The 17,470-nt window shown below is 63.6% G+C and carries 19 protein-coding genes and 2 pseudogenes; 16 read left to right on the top strand and 5 right to left on the bottom strand.

The window, feature by feature from the left end:
• Positions 1-173: 173 nt before the first annotated feature.
• Positions 174-890 (top strand): annotated as a pseudogene (locus tag LOY26_RS15010) (sensor histidine kinase); the annotation flags it as partial.
• Positions 890-1,528 (top strand): response regulator transcription factor, encoded by a 639-nt coding sequence (locus LOY26_RS15005; protein WP_186660873.1) that lies wholly within the window; start codon positions 890-892, stop codon positions 1,526-1,528. The pseudogene LOY26_RS15010 and the gene LOY26_RS15005, both read left to right, overlap by 1 nt.
• Before the next feature lie 56 nt (positions 1,529-1,584).
• Here LOY26_RS15005 and LOY26_RS15000 read toward each other — a convergent pair whose 3' ends face one another.
• On the bottom strand, positions 1,585-2,244 hold the full coding sequence (locus tag LOY26_RS15000) for a pentapeptide repeat-containing protein (RefSeq protein WP_186664277.1): 660 nt from the start codon (positions 2,242-2,244) through the stop codon (positions 1,585-1,587).
• A gap of 64 nt (positions 2,245-2,308) precedes the next feature.
• Positions 2,309-4,204, bottom strand: a complete 1,896-nt coding sequence (gene exaA / locus LOY26_RS14995; RefSeq protein ID WP_095064532.1) for a quinoprotein ethanol dehydrogenase — start codon at positions 4,202-4,204, stop codon at positions 2,309-2,311.
• Positions 4,205-4,455: 251 nt separating this feature from the next.
• Between exaA and pedF the strand changes: the two genes are divergently transcribed.
• The 10 genes and pseudogenes from pedF to LOY26_RS14945 all read left to right on the top strand — a co-directional run bounded on the left by pedF (position 4,456) and on the right by LOY26_RS14945 (position 13,226).
• On the top strand, positions 4,456-4,917 hold the full coding sequence (gene pedF, locus LOY26_RS14990; RefSeq protein WP_047583160.1) for a cytochrome c-550 PedF: 462 nt from the start codon (positions 4,456-4,458) through the stop codon (positions 4,915-4,917).
• A gap of 18 nt (positions 4,918-4,935) precedes the next feature.
• The gene (locus tag LOY26_RS14985) at positions 4,936-5,703 is read left to right on the top strand and encodes a quinoprotein dehydrogenase-associated SoxYZ-like carrier (protein WP_095064530.1); all 768 of its coding nucleotides are present in this window, start codon (positions 4,936-4,938) and stop codon (positions 5,701-5,703) included.
• Between the two features lie 41 nt (positions 5,704-5,744).
• Entirely contained in the window at positions 5,745-6,686 is a 942-nt protein-coding gene (locus LOY26_RS14980; RefSeq protein ID WP_258713727.1) for a quinoprotein relay system zinc metallohydrolase 1, read from the top strand.
• A 174-nt stretch (positions 6,687-6,860) separates the two neighbouring features.
• Positions 6,861-8,381, top strand: a complete 1,521-nt coding sequence (locus LOY26_RS14975; protein WP_258713726.1) for an aldehyde dehydrogenase family protein — start codon at positions 6,861-6,863, stop codon at positions 8,379-8,381.
• A 229-nt stretch (positions 8,382-8,610) separates the two neighbouring features.
• A complete protein-coding gene (pqqA, locus tag LOY26_RS14970; protein ID WP_003253598.1) occupies positions 8,611-8,682 on the top strand; it encodes a pyrroloquinoline quinone precursor peptide PqqA in 72 nt (23 codons plus the stop codon).
• A 53-nt stretch (positions 8,683-8,735) separates the two neighbouring features.
• Positions 8,736-8,873 (top strand): annotated as a pseudogene (locus LOY26_RS14965) (pyrroloquinoline quinone biosynthesis protein C); the annotation flags it as partial.
• Positions 8,870-9,142, top strand: coding sequence for a pyrroloquinoline quinone biosynthesis peptide chaperone PqqD (gene pqqD, locus LOY26_RS14960; protein ID WP_186656103.1), 273 nt, complete (start codon positions 8,870-8,872; stop codon positions 9,140-9,142). The pseudogene LOY26_RS14965 and the gene pqqD, both read left to right, overlap by 4 nt.
• Positions 9,120-10,262 carry a pyrroloquinoline quinone biosynthesis protein PqqE gene (gene pqqE / locus LOY26_RS14955; protein WP_258713725.1) on the top strand — a complete coding sequence of 381 codons (1,143 nt, stop codon included), beginning with the start codon at positions 9,120-9,122 and terminating at the stop codon, positions 10,260-10,262. The genes pqqD and pqqE overlap by 23 nt, the downstream gene beginning before the upstream one ends.
• 89 nt (positions 10,263-10,351) lie before the next feature.
• On the top strand, positions 10,352-11,515 hold the full coding sequence (gene ercA / locus LOY26_RS14950) for an alcohol dehydrogenase-like regulatory protein ErcA (protein WP_033698473.1): 1,164 nt from the start codon (positions 10,352-10,354) through the stop codon (positions 11,513-11,515).
• Positions 11,499-13,226, top strand: coding sequence for a NahK/ErcS family hybrid sensor histidine kinase/response regulator (locus tag LOY26_RS14945; protein WP_186664267.1), 1,728 nt, complete (start codon positions 11,499-11,501; stop codon positions 13,224-13,226). The genes ercA and LOY26_RS14945 overlap by 17 nt, the downstream gene beginning before the upstream one ends.
• Before the next feature lie 25 nt (positions 13,227-13,251).
• On the opposite strand, the gene LOY26_RS14940 is transcribed toward LOY26_RS14945, so the two are convergent.
• Both LOY26_RS14940 and LOY26_RS14935 read right to left on the bottom strand, forming a co-directional pair.
• Positions 13,252-13,500 carry a hypothetical protein gene (locus tag LOY26_RS14940; protein WP_186656090.1) on the bottom strand — a complete coding sequence of 83 codons (249 nt, stop codon included), beginning with the start codon at positions 13,498-13,500 and terminating at the stop codon, positions 13,252-13,254.
• A gap of 78 nt (positions 13,501-13,578) precedes the next feature.
• Positions 13,579-14,043 carry a hemerythrin domain-containing protein gene (locus tag LOY26_RS14935; protein ID WP_033698471.1) on the bottom strand — a complete coding sequence of 155 codons (465 nt, stop codon included), beginning with the start codon at positions 14,041-14,043 and terminating at the stop codon, positions 13,579-13,581.
• A 415-nt stretch (positions 14,044-14,458) separates the two neighbouring features.
• Between LOY26_RS14935 and LOY26_RS14930 the strand changes: the two genes are divergently transcribed.
• Positions 14,459-14,599, top strand: a complete 141-nt coding sequence (locus tag LOY26_RS14930) for a hypothetical protein (protein ID WP_186664265.1) — start codon at positions 14,459-14,461, stop codon at positions 14,597-14,599.
• A 248-nt stretch (positions 14,600-14,847) separates the two neighbouring features.
• On the opposite strand, the gene LOY26_RS14925 is transcribed toward LOY26_RS14930, so the two are convergent.
• Entirely contained in the window at positions 14,848-15,387 is a 540-nt protein-coding gene (locus tag LOY26_RS14925; protein ID WP_186664263.1) for a type 1 glutamine amidotransferase domain-containing protein, read from the bottom strand.
• Between the two features lie 187 nt (positions 15,388-15,574).
• Here LOY26_RS14925 and LOY26_RS14920 point away from each other — a divergent pair, with 187 nt between their 5' ends.
• From LOY26_RS14920 to LOY26_RS14910, 3 genes are all read left to right on the top strand, one after another.
• Positions 15,575-16,108: a DUF3455 domain-containing protein gene (locus LOY26_RS14920; protein WP_186656079.1), complete on the top strand. Its 534-nt coding sequence runs from the start codon at positions 15,575-15,577 to the stop codon at positions 16,106-16,108.
• A gap of 102 nt (positions 16,109-16,210) precedes the next feature.
• Positions 16,211-16,756: a sigma-70 family RNA polymerase sigma factor gene (locus LOY26_RS14915; RefSeq protein ID WP_258713724.1), complete on the top strand. Its 546-nt coding sequence runs from the start codon at positions 16,211-16,213 to the stop codon at positions 16,754-16,756.
• Complete coding sequence (locus LOY26_RS14910; protein WP_186664261.1) at positions 16,753-17,463, top strand: anti-sigma factor domain-containing protein; 711 nt, start codon at positions 16,753-16,755, stop codon at positions 17,461-17,463. The genes LOY26_RS14915 and LOY26_RS14910 overlap by 4 nt, the downstream gene beginning before the upstream one ends.
• The last annotated feature ends 7 nt before the right edge of the window (positions 17,464-17,470 follow it).

The raw sequence follows: 17,470 nt of genomic DNA, 5'->3' as shown, positions 1-17,470 counted from the left end.
GTTGGCCGTGGCTGATGACCCCAGTGGGTTGCGGGCCTATGCAGAAAGTAGCGGTTACCCGGCACCAAGGTAGTAAATCCGCTGGGGGTGCTCGGTTCTACGATGGGCAGCAGCGCACCCCAGGCTGGGCGCGCAACCCTTGAGGAGAACCGCCCATGCGCCTGGTCAAAGTGCTGCTTCTGCCGTTGCTACAGATCCGCTGGGCGGTGCGCCGGGGCAGGGGGTTGCTGGATGAGCTGGCCCAGGCCCAGGCCGCCAATGCCCAGCTGACTCAGGCCCTGCTGGCGGTGCAGGAGCAGGAGCGCACACGGCTGGCGCAGGCCCTGCACGACGACCTCGGGCAATACCTGGCGGGCATCCGCGCCCAGGCCTGCCTGCTGCGCAGGGTGGCCTACCAGCCTGCGCGGGTGGAGCAGACCGCGCAGGCCCTGGCACTCCATTGCGAATACCTGCAGCAGGGCTTTCGTGCGCTGGTGCACGACCTGTATCCGGTGGCCTTGCACCAGGTACCGCTGGCCGAAGCCTTCGGCCAGTTGGTAAGCCAATGGCAGGCCAGCCAGGGCATCGATTGCCGCCTGCGGGTCGCTGAGCACCTGCCGACGCTGAGTGGGGCAAGCCGGGTGCACTTGTATCGGTTGCTGCAGGAGGCGTTGACCAATGTCGCCCGGCATGCCGGCGCCAGCCAGGTGCGGGTACGCCTGCAACGCAGCGCCAAGGGCGTGCGCCTGCTGATCCGCGACAACGGCTGCGGCGCATGCCAGCCCCAGCGCCCCGGGGTGGGGCTGCATTCGATGGCCGAGCGCGCCCGCAGCCTGGGCGGCGAATTGCGCATCCTCAGCCGGCCGGGTGCCGGTTGGGCGCTGGCCCTGAACATGCCCGTGGAGGTCTGATGAATATCGTCCTGGTCGATGACCACGCGGTGGTCCGTCAAGGTTACGCCAGCCTGCTGCGGGCAGTGCTGCCGGCGTTGCAGGTGCGCGAGGCCGCCAGCGGCGAAGAGGCCCTGGCCCGGGTTCAGGAGCAAGTGCCGAACCTGGTGATCATGGACTTTGGCTTGCCAGGCATCAGCGGCCTGGAAACCACCCGCCGCCTGCGCCAGCGCCTGCCACAGTTGCGGGTGCTGTTTTTCAGCCTGCACGATGAACTGCCCCTGGTGCGCCAGGCGCTGGATGCGGGGGCCTCGGGTTACCTGACCAAGAACGCGGCGCCCGAGGTGTTGATCGAAGCGGTGCAGCGGGTGTTGGCCGGGCATGCCTACATCGAACAAGCGTTGGCCACCCAGCTGGCGTGTACCCCACAACAGCGCGGCAGCGACCCGCGCATGCGGCGCATGACCCAGCGTGAAATGGAGATTTTCGTGATGCTGGCCAAGGGCACACCGATGCGGGTGATTGCCGAGCAGTTGTGCATCAGCGCCAAGACGGTGTCCAACCACCTGACGTTGCTCAAGAGCAAGTTGCAAGTCAGTTCCCATGCCGAGCTGGTGCATCTGGGGATCGACATGGGGGTGGTGAGGGTGGCGGGGTGAGGGTGGGGATGAGGATTGTGGGGGGGCACACAAAAAATCTGGCAGCCCCTCCCAACTCATTTATCCCAAGTCTCAGGACACCCCGCACACCCCTCCATATTCGCCTCCTGGAAATTCCCATAATGCTGCCGCGCCCCGCGCAAGTCGGCCCCTGCCAGGTTGCTCTGGCCAAACTTGGCTTCCTGCAGGTTGGCATCGCCAAGCTTGGCCCCTTGCAGATCAGCCTTGCTCAGCCAGGCCATCTCCAGGTCCGCCGCCTGCAGGTTGGTCTGGTGCATCTTCGCCCCAGAAAGCCGGGCGAACTGCAGGTACGCAGCGCTCAGGTCGGCACTTTCAAACTGCGCACCTTGGGCGAACAAGCCCCAGCCTTGAATGGCAATGAGCCGGGCATGGCTCAGGTCTGCCAAGCGCAGGTTGCTCTGCTGCAGGCTGGCGCGGGTCAGGTTGGCGCCCTGCAAGCGGGCTTTTTCCAGGTTGGCCAGGTCCAGCTGGGCATGGCGCAGGTCGGCCTCGCGCAGGTCGGCGCCGGCCAGGTTCATCTTGCGCAGGTCCTGGTTGGCCAGGTTGGCGCCACGCAGATTGGCCCCCGGGCACTGGCTCGCTTCGGCGATGACACAGCCGTTGACGGTCAAGGGGGTATCGTTGCCATCGTCGTCGGCGTTCGCGGCCAGGGCAGGTGTCAGGGCCAGCAGCAGGGCAAAAGTCAGGTAGTTCATGGCAAAAGGCTCTCGGCGAAAGGAGGGCTGTTGCGGGGCGCGGGCTGGCCGCGCCCCGCAGGGATCAACGCTGAGCGGTCTTGGTGTCCCAACTCGGGATCTTGAACACCCAGAACGAGCCGCCCTGGGCCACCGGCTTGGTCAGCTCGGCCATGTCGCCACCCCACAGCGGCACGGCGCCGCCGTAGCCCACGGTCACGCCGATGTACTGCTCGCCGTCCTGTTCCCAGGTGATCGGCGGCGAGACGATGCCGCTGCCGGTCTGGAACTTCCACAGCTCCTTGCCCGTCTTGGCGTCGAAGGCCTTGAAGAAGCCGTCGCCCGTGCCGGTGAACACCAGGTTGCCCTTGGTCGCGAGTACGCCGGCCCACAGCGGCAGGTGCTCCTTGTGCTCCCAGACCAGCTTGCCGGTGCTCGGGTCCATGGCGCGCAAGGTGCCGACGTGGTCGTCGTACATGCGCTTGATGCGAAAACCCATGCCCAGGTAGGCCGAGCCCTTCTTGTAGTTCACCTCCTCGGTCCAGTACTCCTCTTTCCACTGGTTGCCGGGGATGTAGAACAGGCCGGTGTCCTGGCTGTAGGCCATGGGGTTCCAGTTTTTACCGCCCAGGAACGGCGGCGAGACTTCCACTGGCTTGCCCTTGGTTTCACCCGGTAGTGGCTTGGCCGGACGCTGGCCGGGGTTTTCGACCGGGCGCCCGGTCTTGAGGTCGATATGGCTGGCCCAAGTGATGTTGTCGACGAAGGGGAAGGCGTTCTGCAGTTTGCCGTTGTTGCGGTCCACCACGTAGAAGAATCCGTTGCGGTCGGCGTGGCCGGTGGCTTTGACCACCTTGCCGTCCTTGTCCTTGTAGTCGAACAGCACCAGTTCGTTGTTGCCGGAGAAGTCCCAGGCATCGTTCGGCGTGTGCTGGTAGAACCACTTCACCTCGCCGGTGCTCGGGTCGACGCCGACCTGGCCCGAGGTATAGAGGCTGTCGTAGTCGTGGGGGTTGCCATCCTTGGAGGTGCGCGCCCAGGTATTCCAGGGGCCAGGGTTGCCTGCGCCGACAATGATGGTATTGCTCTCGGCGTCGAAACTGGCGCTCTGCCAAGGGGCGCCGCCGCCGTGGCTCCAGGCCTCGACCTTGCCGGTTTCGGTGGTGGCGTCGTCTGGCCAGGACGGCGCCTTGACGTCGCCGGTCGGCGTGCTGTCCTTGCCGTTCAGGCGGCCCATGTGGCCCTCCACGAAGGGCCGCATCCACACTTCTTCGCCCGTGTCCGGGTCACGGGCAAACAGCTGGCCGACCACGCCGAACTCATCGCCGGAGCTGCCGTGGATCAGCAACACCTTGCCGCTGGTCTTGTCCTTGATCAGCACCGGGGCGCCGGTCATGGTGTAGCCGGCGCTGTGGTCGCCGAACTTCTTGTTCCACACCACCTTGCCGGTGCGCTTGTCCAGGGCGATGAGGCGGGCGTCGAGGGTGCCGAAGTAGATCTTGTCGCCGTAGATCGCCGCCCCGCGGTTGACCACGTCGCAGCACGGGCGAATGTTGTCCGGCAGGCGGTGGTTGTAGGTCCACAGGCGTTTGCCGGTCTTCGCATCGAGGGCGAACACCCGTGAGTACGAGCCGGTGACGTAGACCACACCGTCGCTGACGATGGCCTGGGATTCCTGGCCGCGCTGCTTCTCGTCGCCGAAGGAATACGACCAGGCCGGGGTCAGCTTGAACACGTTCTGGTCATTGACTTGGGCCAAGGGGCTCCAGCGCTGGGCGTTGGTGCCCATGCCGTACTGCAGTACGTCCTGGGTGGTCAGGTGGTCGTTGGCGATGTCTTCCCAGGTCACGTTCTTGCCGGCCGGTGCCGCAGGCGCGCTGGCCGCCGTGGCCGCCGTGCAGAGGGCCAGGCTACCGGCCAGCAGCAGGGCCCGCACGCCCAGGGCCAGAGGGGAAAGGGCGGGTAGCGATCTTATTGTCATGGTTGCAGTTCCCTGTGGAGTTTTGGCCTGCACAGGGTGGGGCGGGGCGGCTGTCGGGGATACGGAAAAAGTCCCGCACTTGCCGGGAAAAGTTCCCGGTCGGCACCTCATTTGGCCCTTCGCCACAAGCCCTACTACCAAGGGAGTACAGCCCGGCCACCAAAGCAGCATACGGCCGCCTGCGGGCTGTTTCTAAGATGGCGGCACGGCCTCTGTGGTTGAGGCCTTGCGTGCAACTTGAGGGCATAACAATGACAACAAAACGCAACGTCTTGCTCGCTACAGGCCTGCTGGCCGGCGCTTTGCTGACCGGTACGGCCTGGGCCCATGGCAACGTGGTGCCCCAGGCAGTGGAAACCAAGGGCTTGACCCCGATCAAGGACGCCGGGGTCAGCCTGGACGGCGACGGCTGGGCGGCGGTCAACCCGTACCGTACCTCCGCCGAGCACGACAAGGCCGTGGAAATCGGCGCCTCGGCGTACAACCAGAACTGCGCTGCCTGCCATGGCCTGGAAGCCAAGTCCGGCGGCATCGCCCCGGATTTGCGCATGCTCGATGTCGGCGAGGCAGGGGATGAGTGGTTTGTCGAGCGGGTGCGCCACGGCGCGGTGCGTGACGGGCGGGTGTACATGCCAAAGATGGCCGACTACCTGAGCCAGGAAGCCCTGTGGGCAGTGCGCACCTACCTGGACAGCGTGCACGTCGAGGAGTGACAACCCTAGGAGCAGGTGATGAACTGGCGAACGACTATGCTGCTGGCCTGCTGGATGCCCTGGGCAGCGCAGGGCCTGGCCACTGAAGCGAGTGCCCACCCGGACCCGGTACCGTCGGTGATGTGGGACTTCTACCACAAGCAGTTGCTGGGGCAGGCCGCTTTCGTCTTCGATGATCGGGTCAAGCTGCTGGCGCCGCCCTTTGCCGAGGACGCACGCCAGGTGCCGCTGGAAATCGACGCCCGGGCGTTCGCCGGCGAGGTGGTACGCATCATTGCCTGGGCCGAGCTCAACCCGCTGCCGCGCATCGTCGATTTCGAGCCGGGCGAGCGCGTGCTGCCGTGGCTGTCGGTGCGCATCCGCATTGAGCAGGCCACGCCGCTGCGTGCGGCGGTGCTGACCCGCGACGGCCTTTGGCATGTCGGCTCGACCTTGATCGATGCTGCAGGTGGAGGCTGTACGGCGCCCAGCGTGGTGCGCAGCCAGCCCGGCTGGGAGGAACACCTGGGTGAAGTGCTGGGCGGTCGCTACCCGCGAGGCGATACCAGCCGCCTGCGTTTGCAGGTGGCCCACCCGATGGACAACGGCCTGGTCAGCGGCATCCCCGAATTCTTCCTAAACCATGCCGAGTTGCAAGACGCGGATGGCCAGCGCCTGGCCAGCCTGGAACTGTACCCGGCGGTCAGCGAAAACCCCAACCTGGGCTTCGATATCCAGGGCCCTGGGCTGACCCGGCTGGTGTTGCAGGACAACAGTGGCAACCGCTTCGAGGCGACCGTTCGTTGAGCGTGTTGCTCGCTTTCATTCCCTGACCCGAGGCGCCCGCCATGCGTTGGACCTTGCTGTTGCTGCTATGCCTGGGCCTGCCGGCCTGGGCCGACCTGGACTATCGCCTCACGCCCCGGCAGATCGCGCAGGGTACCTGGTTGCTGGAGGGCAGCACCGACAATTTCGCCAAGGGCAATGGCGGCAATGTCGTCAACACGGCGTTCATCGTCACCGACAGCGGCGTGGTAGTGATCGACAGCGGGCCGTCCAAACGCTATGGCGAAGCTATGCGCCAGGCCATTGCCGCGACCACCGACAAGCCGGTGGTCGAACTGCTGTTGACCCACCATCACCCCGACCATGTGTTGGGCAACCAGGCCTTTGCCGATGTGCCCATCGGCGCACTGGCAGGCACCAGCGAGCTCTTGCGCCAGCAGGGCGACGCCATGGCCGAGAACATGTACCGACTGGTCGGCGACTGGATGCGCGGCACCGAGGTGGTGCTGCCGACCCGAGTGCTGGAACCAGGCGTTCATGAGGTTGGCGGCCACCGGCTGCGGCTGTTGGCGTTGGGCGGGCATACCGGCGCTGACCTGGCGATTTTCGATGAGCAGACGGGCGTGCTGTTTGCGGGTGACCTGGTGTTCCATGAGCGTGCTCTGACCACGCCCAACAGCCCGGGGCTGGAGGTTTGGCTCAAGGACCTGGATACCCTGCAAGCCTTGCCCTGGAAGCGGGTTGTACCCGGGCACGGGCCGGTGGCCAGCGATGCGCGGCCGTTTGCGCAGATGCGCGACTACCTGGGCTGGCTCGATGGCCTGATGCGTGAGGGTGCAGCGCGGGGGGATGACATGGTCGAGATGATCCGCAGCCCGATTCCCGAGCGGTTTGCCAGTATCAGCTTGAGCCGGTATGAATTGATCCGCAGTGTCAGCCATCTTTATCCGCGTTACGAACGTCAGCGGTTGCAGCGCGTTGATGGGGGTAGGGTGGGGTTGTAGGGATCAGGATATACGCACCACCACAACCCTCAAACTGACCCCCCGACCCTTCGTGCCCTTACTACCAAATGACGAGACCTCCACTGCCAACGATGCATTCGTCCGGCACGCGGAGCTTTTTACCATGGCTCCATCGCCCGTCGTCGGACAGGCATCGACCCGCAGAGGCTCAGCATGATCTACGCACAACCCGGAACGCCAGGCGCTGTCGTGGCCTTCAAACCCCGCTATGGCAATTTCATCGGCGGCGCGTTTGTGCCACCGTTGGGTGGCCAGTACTTCACCAACAGCTCGCCGGTCAATGGCCAACCGATTGCCGAATTCCCACGCTCCACCACTCAGGACATCGACCTGGCCCTGGACGCCGCGCACGCCGCCGCCGAAGCCTGGGGCAAGACCTCGGTGCAGGAGCGCGCGCGGGTGCTGCTGAAGATCGCCGACCGCATCGAGCAGCACCTGGAAGTGCTCGCTGTGACCGAAAGCTGGGACAACGGCAAGGCCGTACGCGAAACCCTCAATGCCGACGTGCCGCTGGCAGCGGACCACTTTCGTTATTTCGCCGGCTGCATCCGTGCCCAGGAAGGGGGCGCGGCAGAGATCAACGAACTGACCACGGCCTACCATTTCCATGAACCGCTGGGCGTGGTCGGGCAGATCATCCCGTGGAACTTCCCGCTGCTGATGGCCGCCTGGAAACTCGCCCCGGCCCTGGCCGCCGGTAACTGCGTGGTGCTCAAACCCGCCGAGCAGACGCCCTTGTCGATCACGGTGTTTGCCGAGCTGATCGCCGACCTGCTGCCCGTCGGTGTGCTGAACATCGTCCAGGGCTTCGGCCGTGAAGCCGGCGAGGCCCTGGCCACCAGCAAGCGCATTGCCAAGATCGCCTTCACCGGTTCCACCCCGGTGGGCTCGCACATCATGAAGTGCGCGGCCGAGAGCATCATCCCGTCCACCGTGGAGCTGGGCGGCAAGTCGCCGAATATTTTTTTCGAAGACATCATGCAGGCCGAACCTGCGTTCATCGAAAAGGCCGCCGAAGGCCTGGTGCTGGCGTTCTTCAATCAGGGCGAGGTTTGCACCTGCCCGTCACGGGCGTTGATCCAGGAGTCGATCTACGAACCGTTCATGGCCGAGGTGATGAAGAAGATCGGCAGGATCACCCGCGGCAACCCGCTTGACACCGAAACCATGGTCGGCGCCCAAGCTTCGCAGCAGCAATACGACAAGATCCTCTCCTACCTGCAGATCGCCCAGGACGAGGGCGCGCAGTTGCTCACCGGCGGCGGCGCCGAGCGGCTCGACGGCGACCTGGCCAGTGGGTACTACATTCAGCCGACCCTGCTCAAGGGCCACAACAAGATGCGCGTCTTCCAGGAAGAGATCTTCGGCCCGGTGGTGGGCGTGGCCACCTTCAAGGACGAAGCCGAAGCCTTGGCGATCGCCAACGACAGCGAGTTCGGCCTGGGCGCAGGGCTGTGGACCCGCGACATCAACCGCGCCTACCGCATGGGCCGGGCGATAAAGGCCGGTCGCGTGTGGACCAACTGCTACCACCTGTACCCGGCGCATGCGGCGTTTGGTGGTTACAAGAAGTCTGGGGTGGGCCGCGAGACCCACAAGATGATGCTCGACCATTACCAGCAGACCAAAAACCTGCTGGTGAGCTACGACATCAAGCCGCTGGGCTTCTTCTAAGCGCACACAGGCCCAGCGGTAGGGTGCCGCTGGGCCTGGATGCAACGACGCACGCGGGGAGGGCTCTGGGTGGGCGCCTCCCCGCGCGCGTCACCCGTTTGCGTAATGTCCCGTGTCACCCCCTACCAACGCACCCCGCCAGCTCGTTCCAAAGTAGCATTCGGCCCCGTCGCCCCCCGTGCATTAATGCCTCTACCGGAATCGCCCGGCATTAGAAGAGGACTGCCCCATGTGGACTAAACCCGCTTTTACCGACCTGCGCATTGGCTTCGAAGTGACGATGTACTTCGCCAATCGTTGATGGCCTTGCGGCCATCGTTGCGATGGCCGTTTCTTCTCTGGGAATTGCAGCCCATGCTGGACATCCTCAAGTTCAAGCTCGATGTGCTGTGGAGCATGCTCGATGCCATGAGCATGGCGTATGGGCTGCAGCGGCTGCCGTATCACAGCGTCACTCGGGACAACGTCTGGCATCGGAGGATTACCCTGTGAAGCTGATCGAGCGTGAGCAGGTGCTGGGCTTGCGCCGCGGTTTTCGCCTGCAATGGGAGCCACGCCAGGATTGCCATGTGCTGCTGTACCCCGAAGGCATGATCACCCTCAATGCCAGCGCTGGCTGGGTCCTCGAATTGCTCGACGGCCAGCGCAGCGTGGCGCTGATCATCGACAGACTGGCGCAACGCTTCCCCGGCGTGTCGGGGCTGGATGAAGATGTGCTGGCGTTTCTGGAGGTGGCTCGTGCCAAATACTGGATCGAATGAGCCACGCCCGGGGCCGCCGCTGTGGTTGCTGGCGGAACTGACCTACCGCTGCCCGCTGCAGTGCCCGTATTGTTCCAACCCGCTGGACTTTTCCCAACAGGGCGAGGAGCTGACCACTGAAGAATGGATCCGGGTGTTCCGCGAGGCGCGGGCGATGGGCGCCGCGCAACTGGGCTTCTCTGGCGGCGAACCGTTGGTGCGCCAAGACCTGGCAGTGCTGATCGAGGCCGCGCGGGGCATGGGTTACTACACCAACCTGATCACCTCCGGCATCGGCCTGACCGAACAGAAAGTCCGCGACTTCAAGCGCGCCGGGCTTGACCATATCCAGATCAGCTTCCAGGCCGCCGACGAGGCGGTCAACAACCTGCTGGCCGGCTCGCGCAAGGCGTTCGCGCAGAAGCTGGCGATGGCCCAGGCGGTCAAGGCCCAGGGTTATCCGATGGTGCTGAACTTCGTGACCCATCGGCATAACATCGACCAGATTGCCGAGATCATCGAGCTGTGCCTGGCCTTGCAGGCGGACTTCGTCGAGTTGGCGACGTGCCAGTTCTACGGCTGGGCCGAGCTCAACCGTGCAGGCCTGTTGCCGACCCGTGAGCAGTTGCAACGGGCCGAACGCATTACCCAGGGTTATCGCCAGCGGTTGGAGGCCGAGGGACATCCATGCAAGCTGATTTTCGTCACGCCGGACTATTACGAAGAACGCCCCAAGACCTGCATGAACGGCTGGGCCAATCTGTTTCTCGACATCACCCCGGATGGCACCGCGCTGCCGTGCCACAGCGCCCGGCAGTTGCCGGTGAGCTTCCCCAACGTGCGCGAACACAGCATCGAGCATATCTGGAACGACGCCTTCGGCTTCAACCGTTTTCGCGGCACGGCCTGGATGAAGGAGCCCTGCCGCTCCTGCGATGAAAAGCACCAGGACCTCGGTGGCTGCCGCTGCCAGGCCTACATGCTCACCGGCGATGCGGCCAATGCCGACCCTGTGTGCAGCAAGTCGCCGCACCACGGCGTCATCCTCAAGGCCCGGGAGGAGGCGCAGGCAGCGGGGCAGGGCATGGTGCAACTGACCTTGCGCAACGAAAAGGCGTCGCGCCTGATTTTTCGGGGCTGAGCCCTTGCCACCCTTTGGTCTGGTTGCTTTCGTTGCGGGATGCTTTACGCTGGCGGTTACCTTTCAGAACAAAAAAAACAGGCTTTCCGATGAGCCAGAGCTTCAGCCCGCTTCGCAAGTTCGTTTCGCCTGAAATCATCTTTGGTGCCGGCTGCCGGCATAACGTCGCCAACTACGCCAAGACCTTCGGTGCCCGCAAGGTGCTGGTGGTCAGCGACCCCGGCGTGATTGCCGCCGGTTGGGTGGCGGATGTCGAGGCCAGCCTGCAGGCGCAAGGCATCGATTACTGCCTGTACAGCGCCGTGTCGCCCAACCCACGGGTCGAAGAGGTAATGCTCGGTGCCGAGATCTACCGGGAAAACCACTGCGACGTGATTGTCGCCGTCGGCGGCGGCAGCCCGATGGATTGCGGCAAGGCGATTGGCATCGTGGTCGCCCACGGGCGCAGCATCCTTGAGTTCGAAGGCGTGGACATGATCCGGGTGCCCAGCCCGCCACTGATTCTGATCCCCACCACGGCCGGTACCTCGGCCGACGTCTCGCAGTTCGTGATCATTTCCAACCAGCAGGAGCGCATGAAGTTCTCCATCGTCAGCAAGGCCGTGGTGCCGGACGTTTCGCTGATCGACCCGCAAACCACCCTGAGCATGGACCCCTTCCTGTCTGCCTGCACCGGCATCGACGCGCTGGTGCATGCCATCGAAGCCTTCGTCTCCACCGGCCACGGCCCGCTGACTGACCCCCATGCGCTGGAGGCCATGCGCCTGATCAATGGCAACCTGGTGCAGATGATCGCCAACCCGGGCGATATCGCCCTGCGCGAGAAAATCATGCTGGGCAGCATGCAGGCCGGCCTGGCGTTCTCCAATGCGATTCTTGGCGCGGTGCACGCCATGTCCCACAGCCTGGGCGGGTTCCTCGACTTGCCCCATGGCTTGTGCAACGCCGTGCTGGTGGAGCACGTGGTGGCGTTCAACTACAGCTCGGCCCCGGAGCGCTTCAAGGTGATTGCCGAGGTATTTGGCATCGACTGCCGCGGTCTCAACCACCGGCAGATTTGCGCGCGCCTGGTGGACCACCTGATCGCGTTGAAGCGCGCTATCGGCTTCCATGAAACCTTGGGCCTGCACGGGGTGCGCACGTCCGACATTCCGTTTTTGTCGCAGCACGCGATGGGTGACCCGTGCATCCTCACCAACCCTCGTGAGTCGAGCCAACGTGATGTCGAGGTCGTCTATGGCGAGGCCCTCTGACGAGCAGCAGCGGGCGCTGGCCGGGCTGTTGGGGCTGGGCGACCACTCGGCGCGCAAGAGCCATTACCCGGAACTGGCGGCGCGCCTGGACGAACTGGAAGCCGAGCGCAACCGTTACAAATGGCTGTTCGAGAACGCCGTCCACGGGATTTTCCAAGCCAGCCTGCAAGAGGGCATGCGTGCCGCCAACCCGGCGCTGGCGCGCATGCTCGGCTACGAGAGCCCGCAGGCGGTGTTGTTTTCCCTGACCGACCTGGCCGCCAACCTGTTTGTCGGCGGTGCCGAGGAGCTGCACGCCATTACCGCGTCCCTAGCACGTGAACACAGCCTGCATGGCTACGAAACCCGTTTGCGGCGCAAGGACGGCAGCCACCTCGATGTGCTGATGAACCTGCTACTCAAACCCGGCCAGCAAGGGCTGGTGGAAGGTTTTGTCGCCGACATCACCGAACGCAAACAGGCCCAGCAGCGCCTGCAACAACTCAATGACGAACTGGAGCAGCGGGTGGCTGCCCGTACCGATGAACTGCTGGAGGCCAACCGCAACCTGCAACAGCAGATTACCGAGCGTAAACAGATCGCCCGAGCCCTGCGCGACGCTCGCGACGCCGCGGAAACCGCCAACCGCAGCAAGGACAAGTACCTGGCTGCTGCCAGCCATGACCTGCTGCAACCGCTCAATGCCGCACGCCTGCTGATCTCGACCTTGCGCGAACGGCCATTGCCGGAGGCCGAGCAGGTGCTGGTGGAGCGTACCCATCAGGCTCTGGAGGGCGCCGAAGACCTGCTCACCGACCTGTTGGACATTTCCCGGCTCGACCAGGCGGCGGTCAAGCCTGACGTGGCGTTGTACCGCCTCGATGAACTGCTCGGGCCGCTGGTCTCGGAATTCCGCTCGGTGGCCGACGCGGCAGGCCTTAAACTGCGGGCACGCATCGGTGACTACGCTATCAGCACCGACCTGCGGCTGATGACGCGGATCCTGCGCAACTTTCTCAGCAACGCCTGCCGTTATACCGACCAGGGCCGGATCTTGCTGGGGGCCAGGCGTCGCGGCGCCTGCTTGCGCCTGGAGGTGTGGGACACCGGGCGTGGCATTGCGCAGGATCGGCTGGAGGCCATTTTCCTTGAGTTCAACCAATTGGACGTTGGCCGCGCCGCTGATCGCAAAGGCGTAGGCCTGGGTTTGGCCATCGTTGAGCGGATCGCCAAGATTCTCGGTTACCGGATCCAGGTGCGGTCATGGCCCGGCCGTGGCTCGATGTTCAGCATCGAGGTGCCGATCGGCGAGAAAGTACCGTTGCCAATCCACAAGGGCGCGCCGCAGCCCGGCGCCGGTAACCCGTTGCCCGGCCGCCGGCTGCTGGTGCTGGACAACGAAGTGAGCATTCTCGAAAGCATGCGCGCGCTGCTGGCTCAGTGGGGCTGCGAGGTGGTGACCGCGACCGACCAGGCAGGGGCCTTGTTGGCCTTGCAGGGGCAGGCTCCGGAGCTGATCCTGGCGGATTTCCACCTGGATCACGGGGTTGTGGGTTGCGAGGTGGTCCGGCACTTGCGTGAGCATTTCAACGCCACCATCCCTGCGGTGATCATCACCGCAGACCGCAGCGATCAGTGCCGGCGTGCTTTGCAAAAGCTCGGTGCGCCGCTGTTGAACAAGCCCGTCAAACCGGGGAAATTGCGCGCGGTATTGAGCCAGTTGCTGGGTTAACAGGCCCCTGCAGCCAAGGTGAACGTCACGACTGGAGCTCCGCCGCCGTGTTCTTCTTCCAGCCCCTGAGGTTCATGAGGCATAGCACTACCTGCAGCACAATCAACGCCCAGGCCTGAGCGTGCCAGCCCCAGACTGACCACAGTAGGTTGCTGGCAATGAAACAGCAGAAGCCAAGCTTGCGACGCCCGGCGCGGCGCGAGCCTATGCACCAGGCGGCCAGTACCGTGACCGCCATGGCAGGCCATTCCAGCAATTCGATCCAGTTCGCCATCAACGCCAACCCCAACGCATTTTCTTACTGGGCGCCTGCCAGGGCGAGCCGAGAGGGCCCCGGCACGGTGCACTCGATTCAAGCGGCGCGCTGCTCGCTCTTGAGCAGTTTCTTCTGCGCCTCCATGGCCAGCCCCAGCTCTTCAAGCTGGCCCTTGCCCAGCAGCTTCTTGGCCGTCGGGAACAGCTCGCCTTCCTCTTCTTCGATGTGATGCTCCAGCAGCTCTTTCATCACCTTGACCCGCCCGGCGAATTCGAGGGTGCCGGTTTCGGTATGAAGCAGATCAGGCAGCACCAATGAATCGACGGTGCGGTGCTCTTCTTTCGCTTCGTAATACATCTTGGCTTCTTCCTTGCCACCGGCCTGCTTGATCGCAGGGTAGAGGATGTCTTCCTCCAGGGCGGTGTGGACTTGCAGTTCCTGTTCAATCCGATGCAGCAGTTCAGCGCGTTTCTTTACGGCACGTTCAGTGGTCGAAGACAGTTCTTCCAGCAGCTTTTTAACCACGTTGTGGTCTTGAACCAGCAGATCGATAGCATTCATGTCGTCACCTCAGTGCGGGCGGGTTAATACAGACTTACTAGGCATTGAGTCGACCGTGTGCAGCAGGGTTCAACAAGGATGATGGTTGGCGTGCTTGTCTTGGGCGTGGAGGTGTTGCGAAGATCAAGCGCCGCCCGCGCGGCGCTCGATCTGACAGGCGCTAAAAATGCACTGGCGAGCACCTTGTAGCCCAAATGCAATCCCCCCCAAAAAAAACAGGGAATTTCGAATTGGCATGGAAATCTCATGGTAACTATCAGAAATAGTTCATCTCATTAACCCTGTTTCAACCTCCTACCAAAAATAAGCAGAAGGGGGCTTCATGAGTTGTCTGATTTGCGCGGGAAGTGCCGAATCCGTCGAGTGTTCGACGGGGTGGGAAGAGCGTCACTGTTCGCAATGCGGGTGCTACCGAATGTCCCAAGCGCTGATTCTGGTGATGATGGAAGAGGGGCAGATCTTCGATACCGCACGGATGCGTGAGTGGCTGACGACGCGGCGCAGTGTGGTGCCCGTCCCGTCTATCGAGGTTCACCAAGCCATCCTGGTTCAGTAAACCCAGGACGAGACTGTGGCCCTCATGAAGTGTCCGTTATTCAGGCGCGGTCCCCGCGCAGCCAGCGCTCGTAGTAGTGACCCAGTCGGGTCAGCCCATACAGGGGCATCGCTGTCCTTTAACGCACCTAACGCCATTTTCCAGGCCACGGCCTCCCTGGTCTGGCCATAGCGCTCGATGGTTTGCGGGTTCACATGCAAGAGACGTGCAGGCCCCTTGAGCGATGCAAGGGGCTGCAAGGGGCAGGTTCAGCCTGCCAGGGCGCTGATCAACTGCTGGTTGAACGCGGGAATATCATCTGGCTGGCGGCTGCTGATCAGGTTGCCATCAACCACCACCTGTTCATCCACCCAGGTGCCGCCGGCGTTGCGGATATCATCCTGCAGTGTCTTGTAACTGGTCATCCGCTTGCCTTCGACCAGGCCACTGGACACCAGTAGCCATGCACCATGGCAGATCACCGCTAATGGTTTACCGGCCGAATCGTGGGCTTTTACCAGTTCCTGCGCGCCGGCTATCAGGCGAATGGTGTCGGAGTTTTGTACGCCGCCAGGCAGTACAAGGGCATCGTAGAGGTCGAGCTGGGCATCGTCGAAGGTTGCATCCACGGTAAATTCGTCGGCAGGCTTGTCATGATTCCAGCCGCGAACGGTGCCTGGCGTGTCACTCAGGATATCGACCACTGCGCCGTTATCTTTCAAGGCATCACGAGGACCGGTCAGTTCCACCTGTTCGAAACCATCGGTGACCAGAAAGGCCACGCGCTTGCCACTGAGTTGCGCACTCATCGGGTATCTCCTTTTATCAATACACCTGAGAAAGAAGGCCTGCGACAAGCAAGCAAAGTTCCGACGCTGTGCGTCAGCGTCCTCACATTTTTTTGTACAGGGGTGCATCCAAACAGGACGGTGGCGGGTAATCAGGACAGGGCCGCCTTGCTGCAGCCCCGCCCCCCCCCTATCAGGAGTTTGCACGATGACCTTCACATCCGTTTCCTGCTCGCTCGTCGCTGGCCTGGCCCTGGTTCTGGCCTCACACACAGCCCACGCTCAACAAGGCCTGCCTGATGCCGTGAAGGTGCCCGAAGGCCACAAGGTGGTCCTGGAAACCGTGGGCGTGGGCGAAATCACCTACGAATGCCGCGACAAGGCCAGCATGCCGGGGCAGACCGAGTGGGTATTCGTAGGCCCGAAAGCGGTGCTCAATGACCGTTCGGGCAAGGCAGTGGGCGACTACTTCGGCCCGCCTGCCACCTGGCAAGCCAAGGACGGTTCGAAAATCACCGGGACCCAGCTCGCTGTGGCGCCCGTGGACAAGACCGCGCTGCCGTATCAACTGGTGAAGGCCAACCCCGCCGAAGGCCCGGGTGCCATGCACGGCGTCAGCTACATCCAGCGCGTTGCGACCCGTGGCGGCGTTGCGCCGCAAAGTGGCTGCATGGCGCAGAACAAAGGCGAGCGACAAATCGTCAAGTACCAAGCTGACTACGTGTTCTGGGCCGCCAAATGATCGATGTTGTGGCAGCCGGCGGGTGATTGATCATCTACCCTTACCGCCAGACCTGGCCTCAAGGCTGGGGCTGCACTCGGTAATGCTAGGAGTGATCGAACGTTGAACCTGCCTGTTACCCCTTTCGATTTTCAGGCATGCCTGGCGGCGTGCGCTCAAGGCGATCGGCGCGCCTTGCAGGCGCTCTACACCCATGAAGGCGCACGCTTGCTGGGCGTCACGCGGCGCATCGCCAGGGATGACGCAACCGCCGAGGATATCGTCCACGATGCCTTCATCCGCATCTGGACCCGCGCCGCGAGTTTCGACCCGGCGCGCGGTTCGGCACGGGGTTGGATATACAGCATCACCCGGCACCTGGCGTTGAATCACATACGTGACGTGCGCTTTGAAGTCGCTTTTGACGAAAGCGATATCGACGCCATCGGCGCCGTGTTCCCGGGTGCCGATGATGAGGCATGGTCGGGTTCGAGCAGGATCTACCGCTGCCTGGAGCAACTGCAGCCGTCACCTCAACGGTGCATCCTGCATGCTTATGTGGACGGGTGCAGCCACATCGAGATCGCTAGCCTGCTCGACGCGCCACTAGGTACCGTCAAAGCCTGGATCAAGCGAAGCCTCAAGGCTCTCAGAGAGTGCATGGGATGAAAGCGGATGCTGCCGATCAAGACCAGGACGCGCTGGAGGCGCTGGCAGGGGAGTACGTACTCGGCACACTGCCTGCCGACCAGCGCGCGGCGCTGGCCGCGCGCATGGCGCATGACCCGCGCCTGCAGCGGGCTGTGGATGCGTGGGAAGAACGCCTGCTGGCCCTGACCCGTGTTGCCCAACCCTCGACACCCAGCCCCCGCTTATGGGGGCGTATAGAGCGCAGCCTGGACGAGCGCGCGGGGTGGTTTGCCAAACCGTCCGTGGCGTGGTGGCAGCGTCTTCGCCTGTGGCAAGGGGTGAGTGCCGTGGGCATCGCAGCGAGCCTGGTGCTGACGTTTCTGTTGCTGGTCAGCCAGGCACCGTCGCCGCGCTACCTGGTGGTGCTGGTTGCACCGACGGACCAGGTGCCGGGATGGGTGGTGCAGGCAAGCGATGGGCGGGCCTTGGAGCTCATCCCCCTGGGCCAGGACGCTGTACCTGACGGCATGGCGCTGCAGTTCTGGACCAAGGGCTCGCAATGGCCCGCGCCCGTTTCGCTGGGGCTGATCAAGCCAGGCGAGCAATACCGCGTCCCCGCCAGCAGCATGCCGCCTTTAGAACCCGACCAACTGTTCGAGCTGACGCTTGAAAAAGCCGGTGGCTCGCCCACCGGGCGGCCGACCGGGCCGGTGAAGTTCATAGGCCGTGCGGTGAAGGTTATTTGAGCATGGA

The sequence above is a fragment of the Pseudomonas sp. B21-047 genome (genome assembly GCF_024748775.1).
Lineage (GTDB): Bacteria > Pseudomonadota > Gammaproteobacteria > Pseudomonadales > Pseudomonadaceae > Aquipseudomonas > Aquipseudomonas capeferrum.
This window is presented reverse-complemented; position numbering and strand designations above follow the sequence as displayed.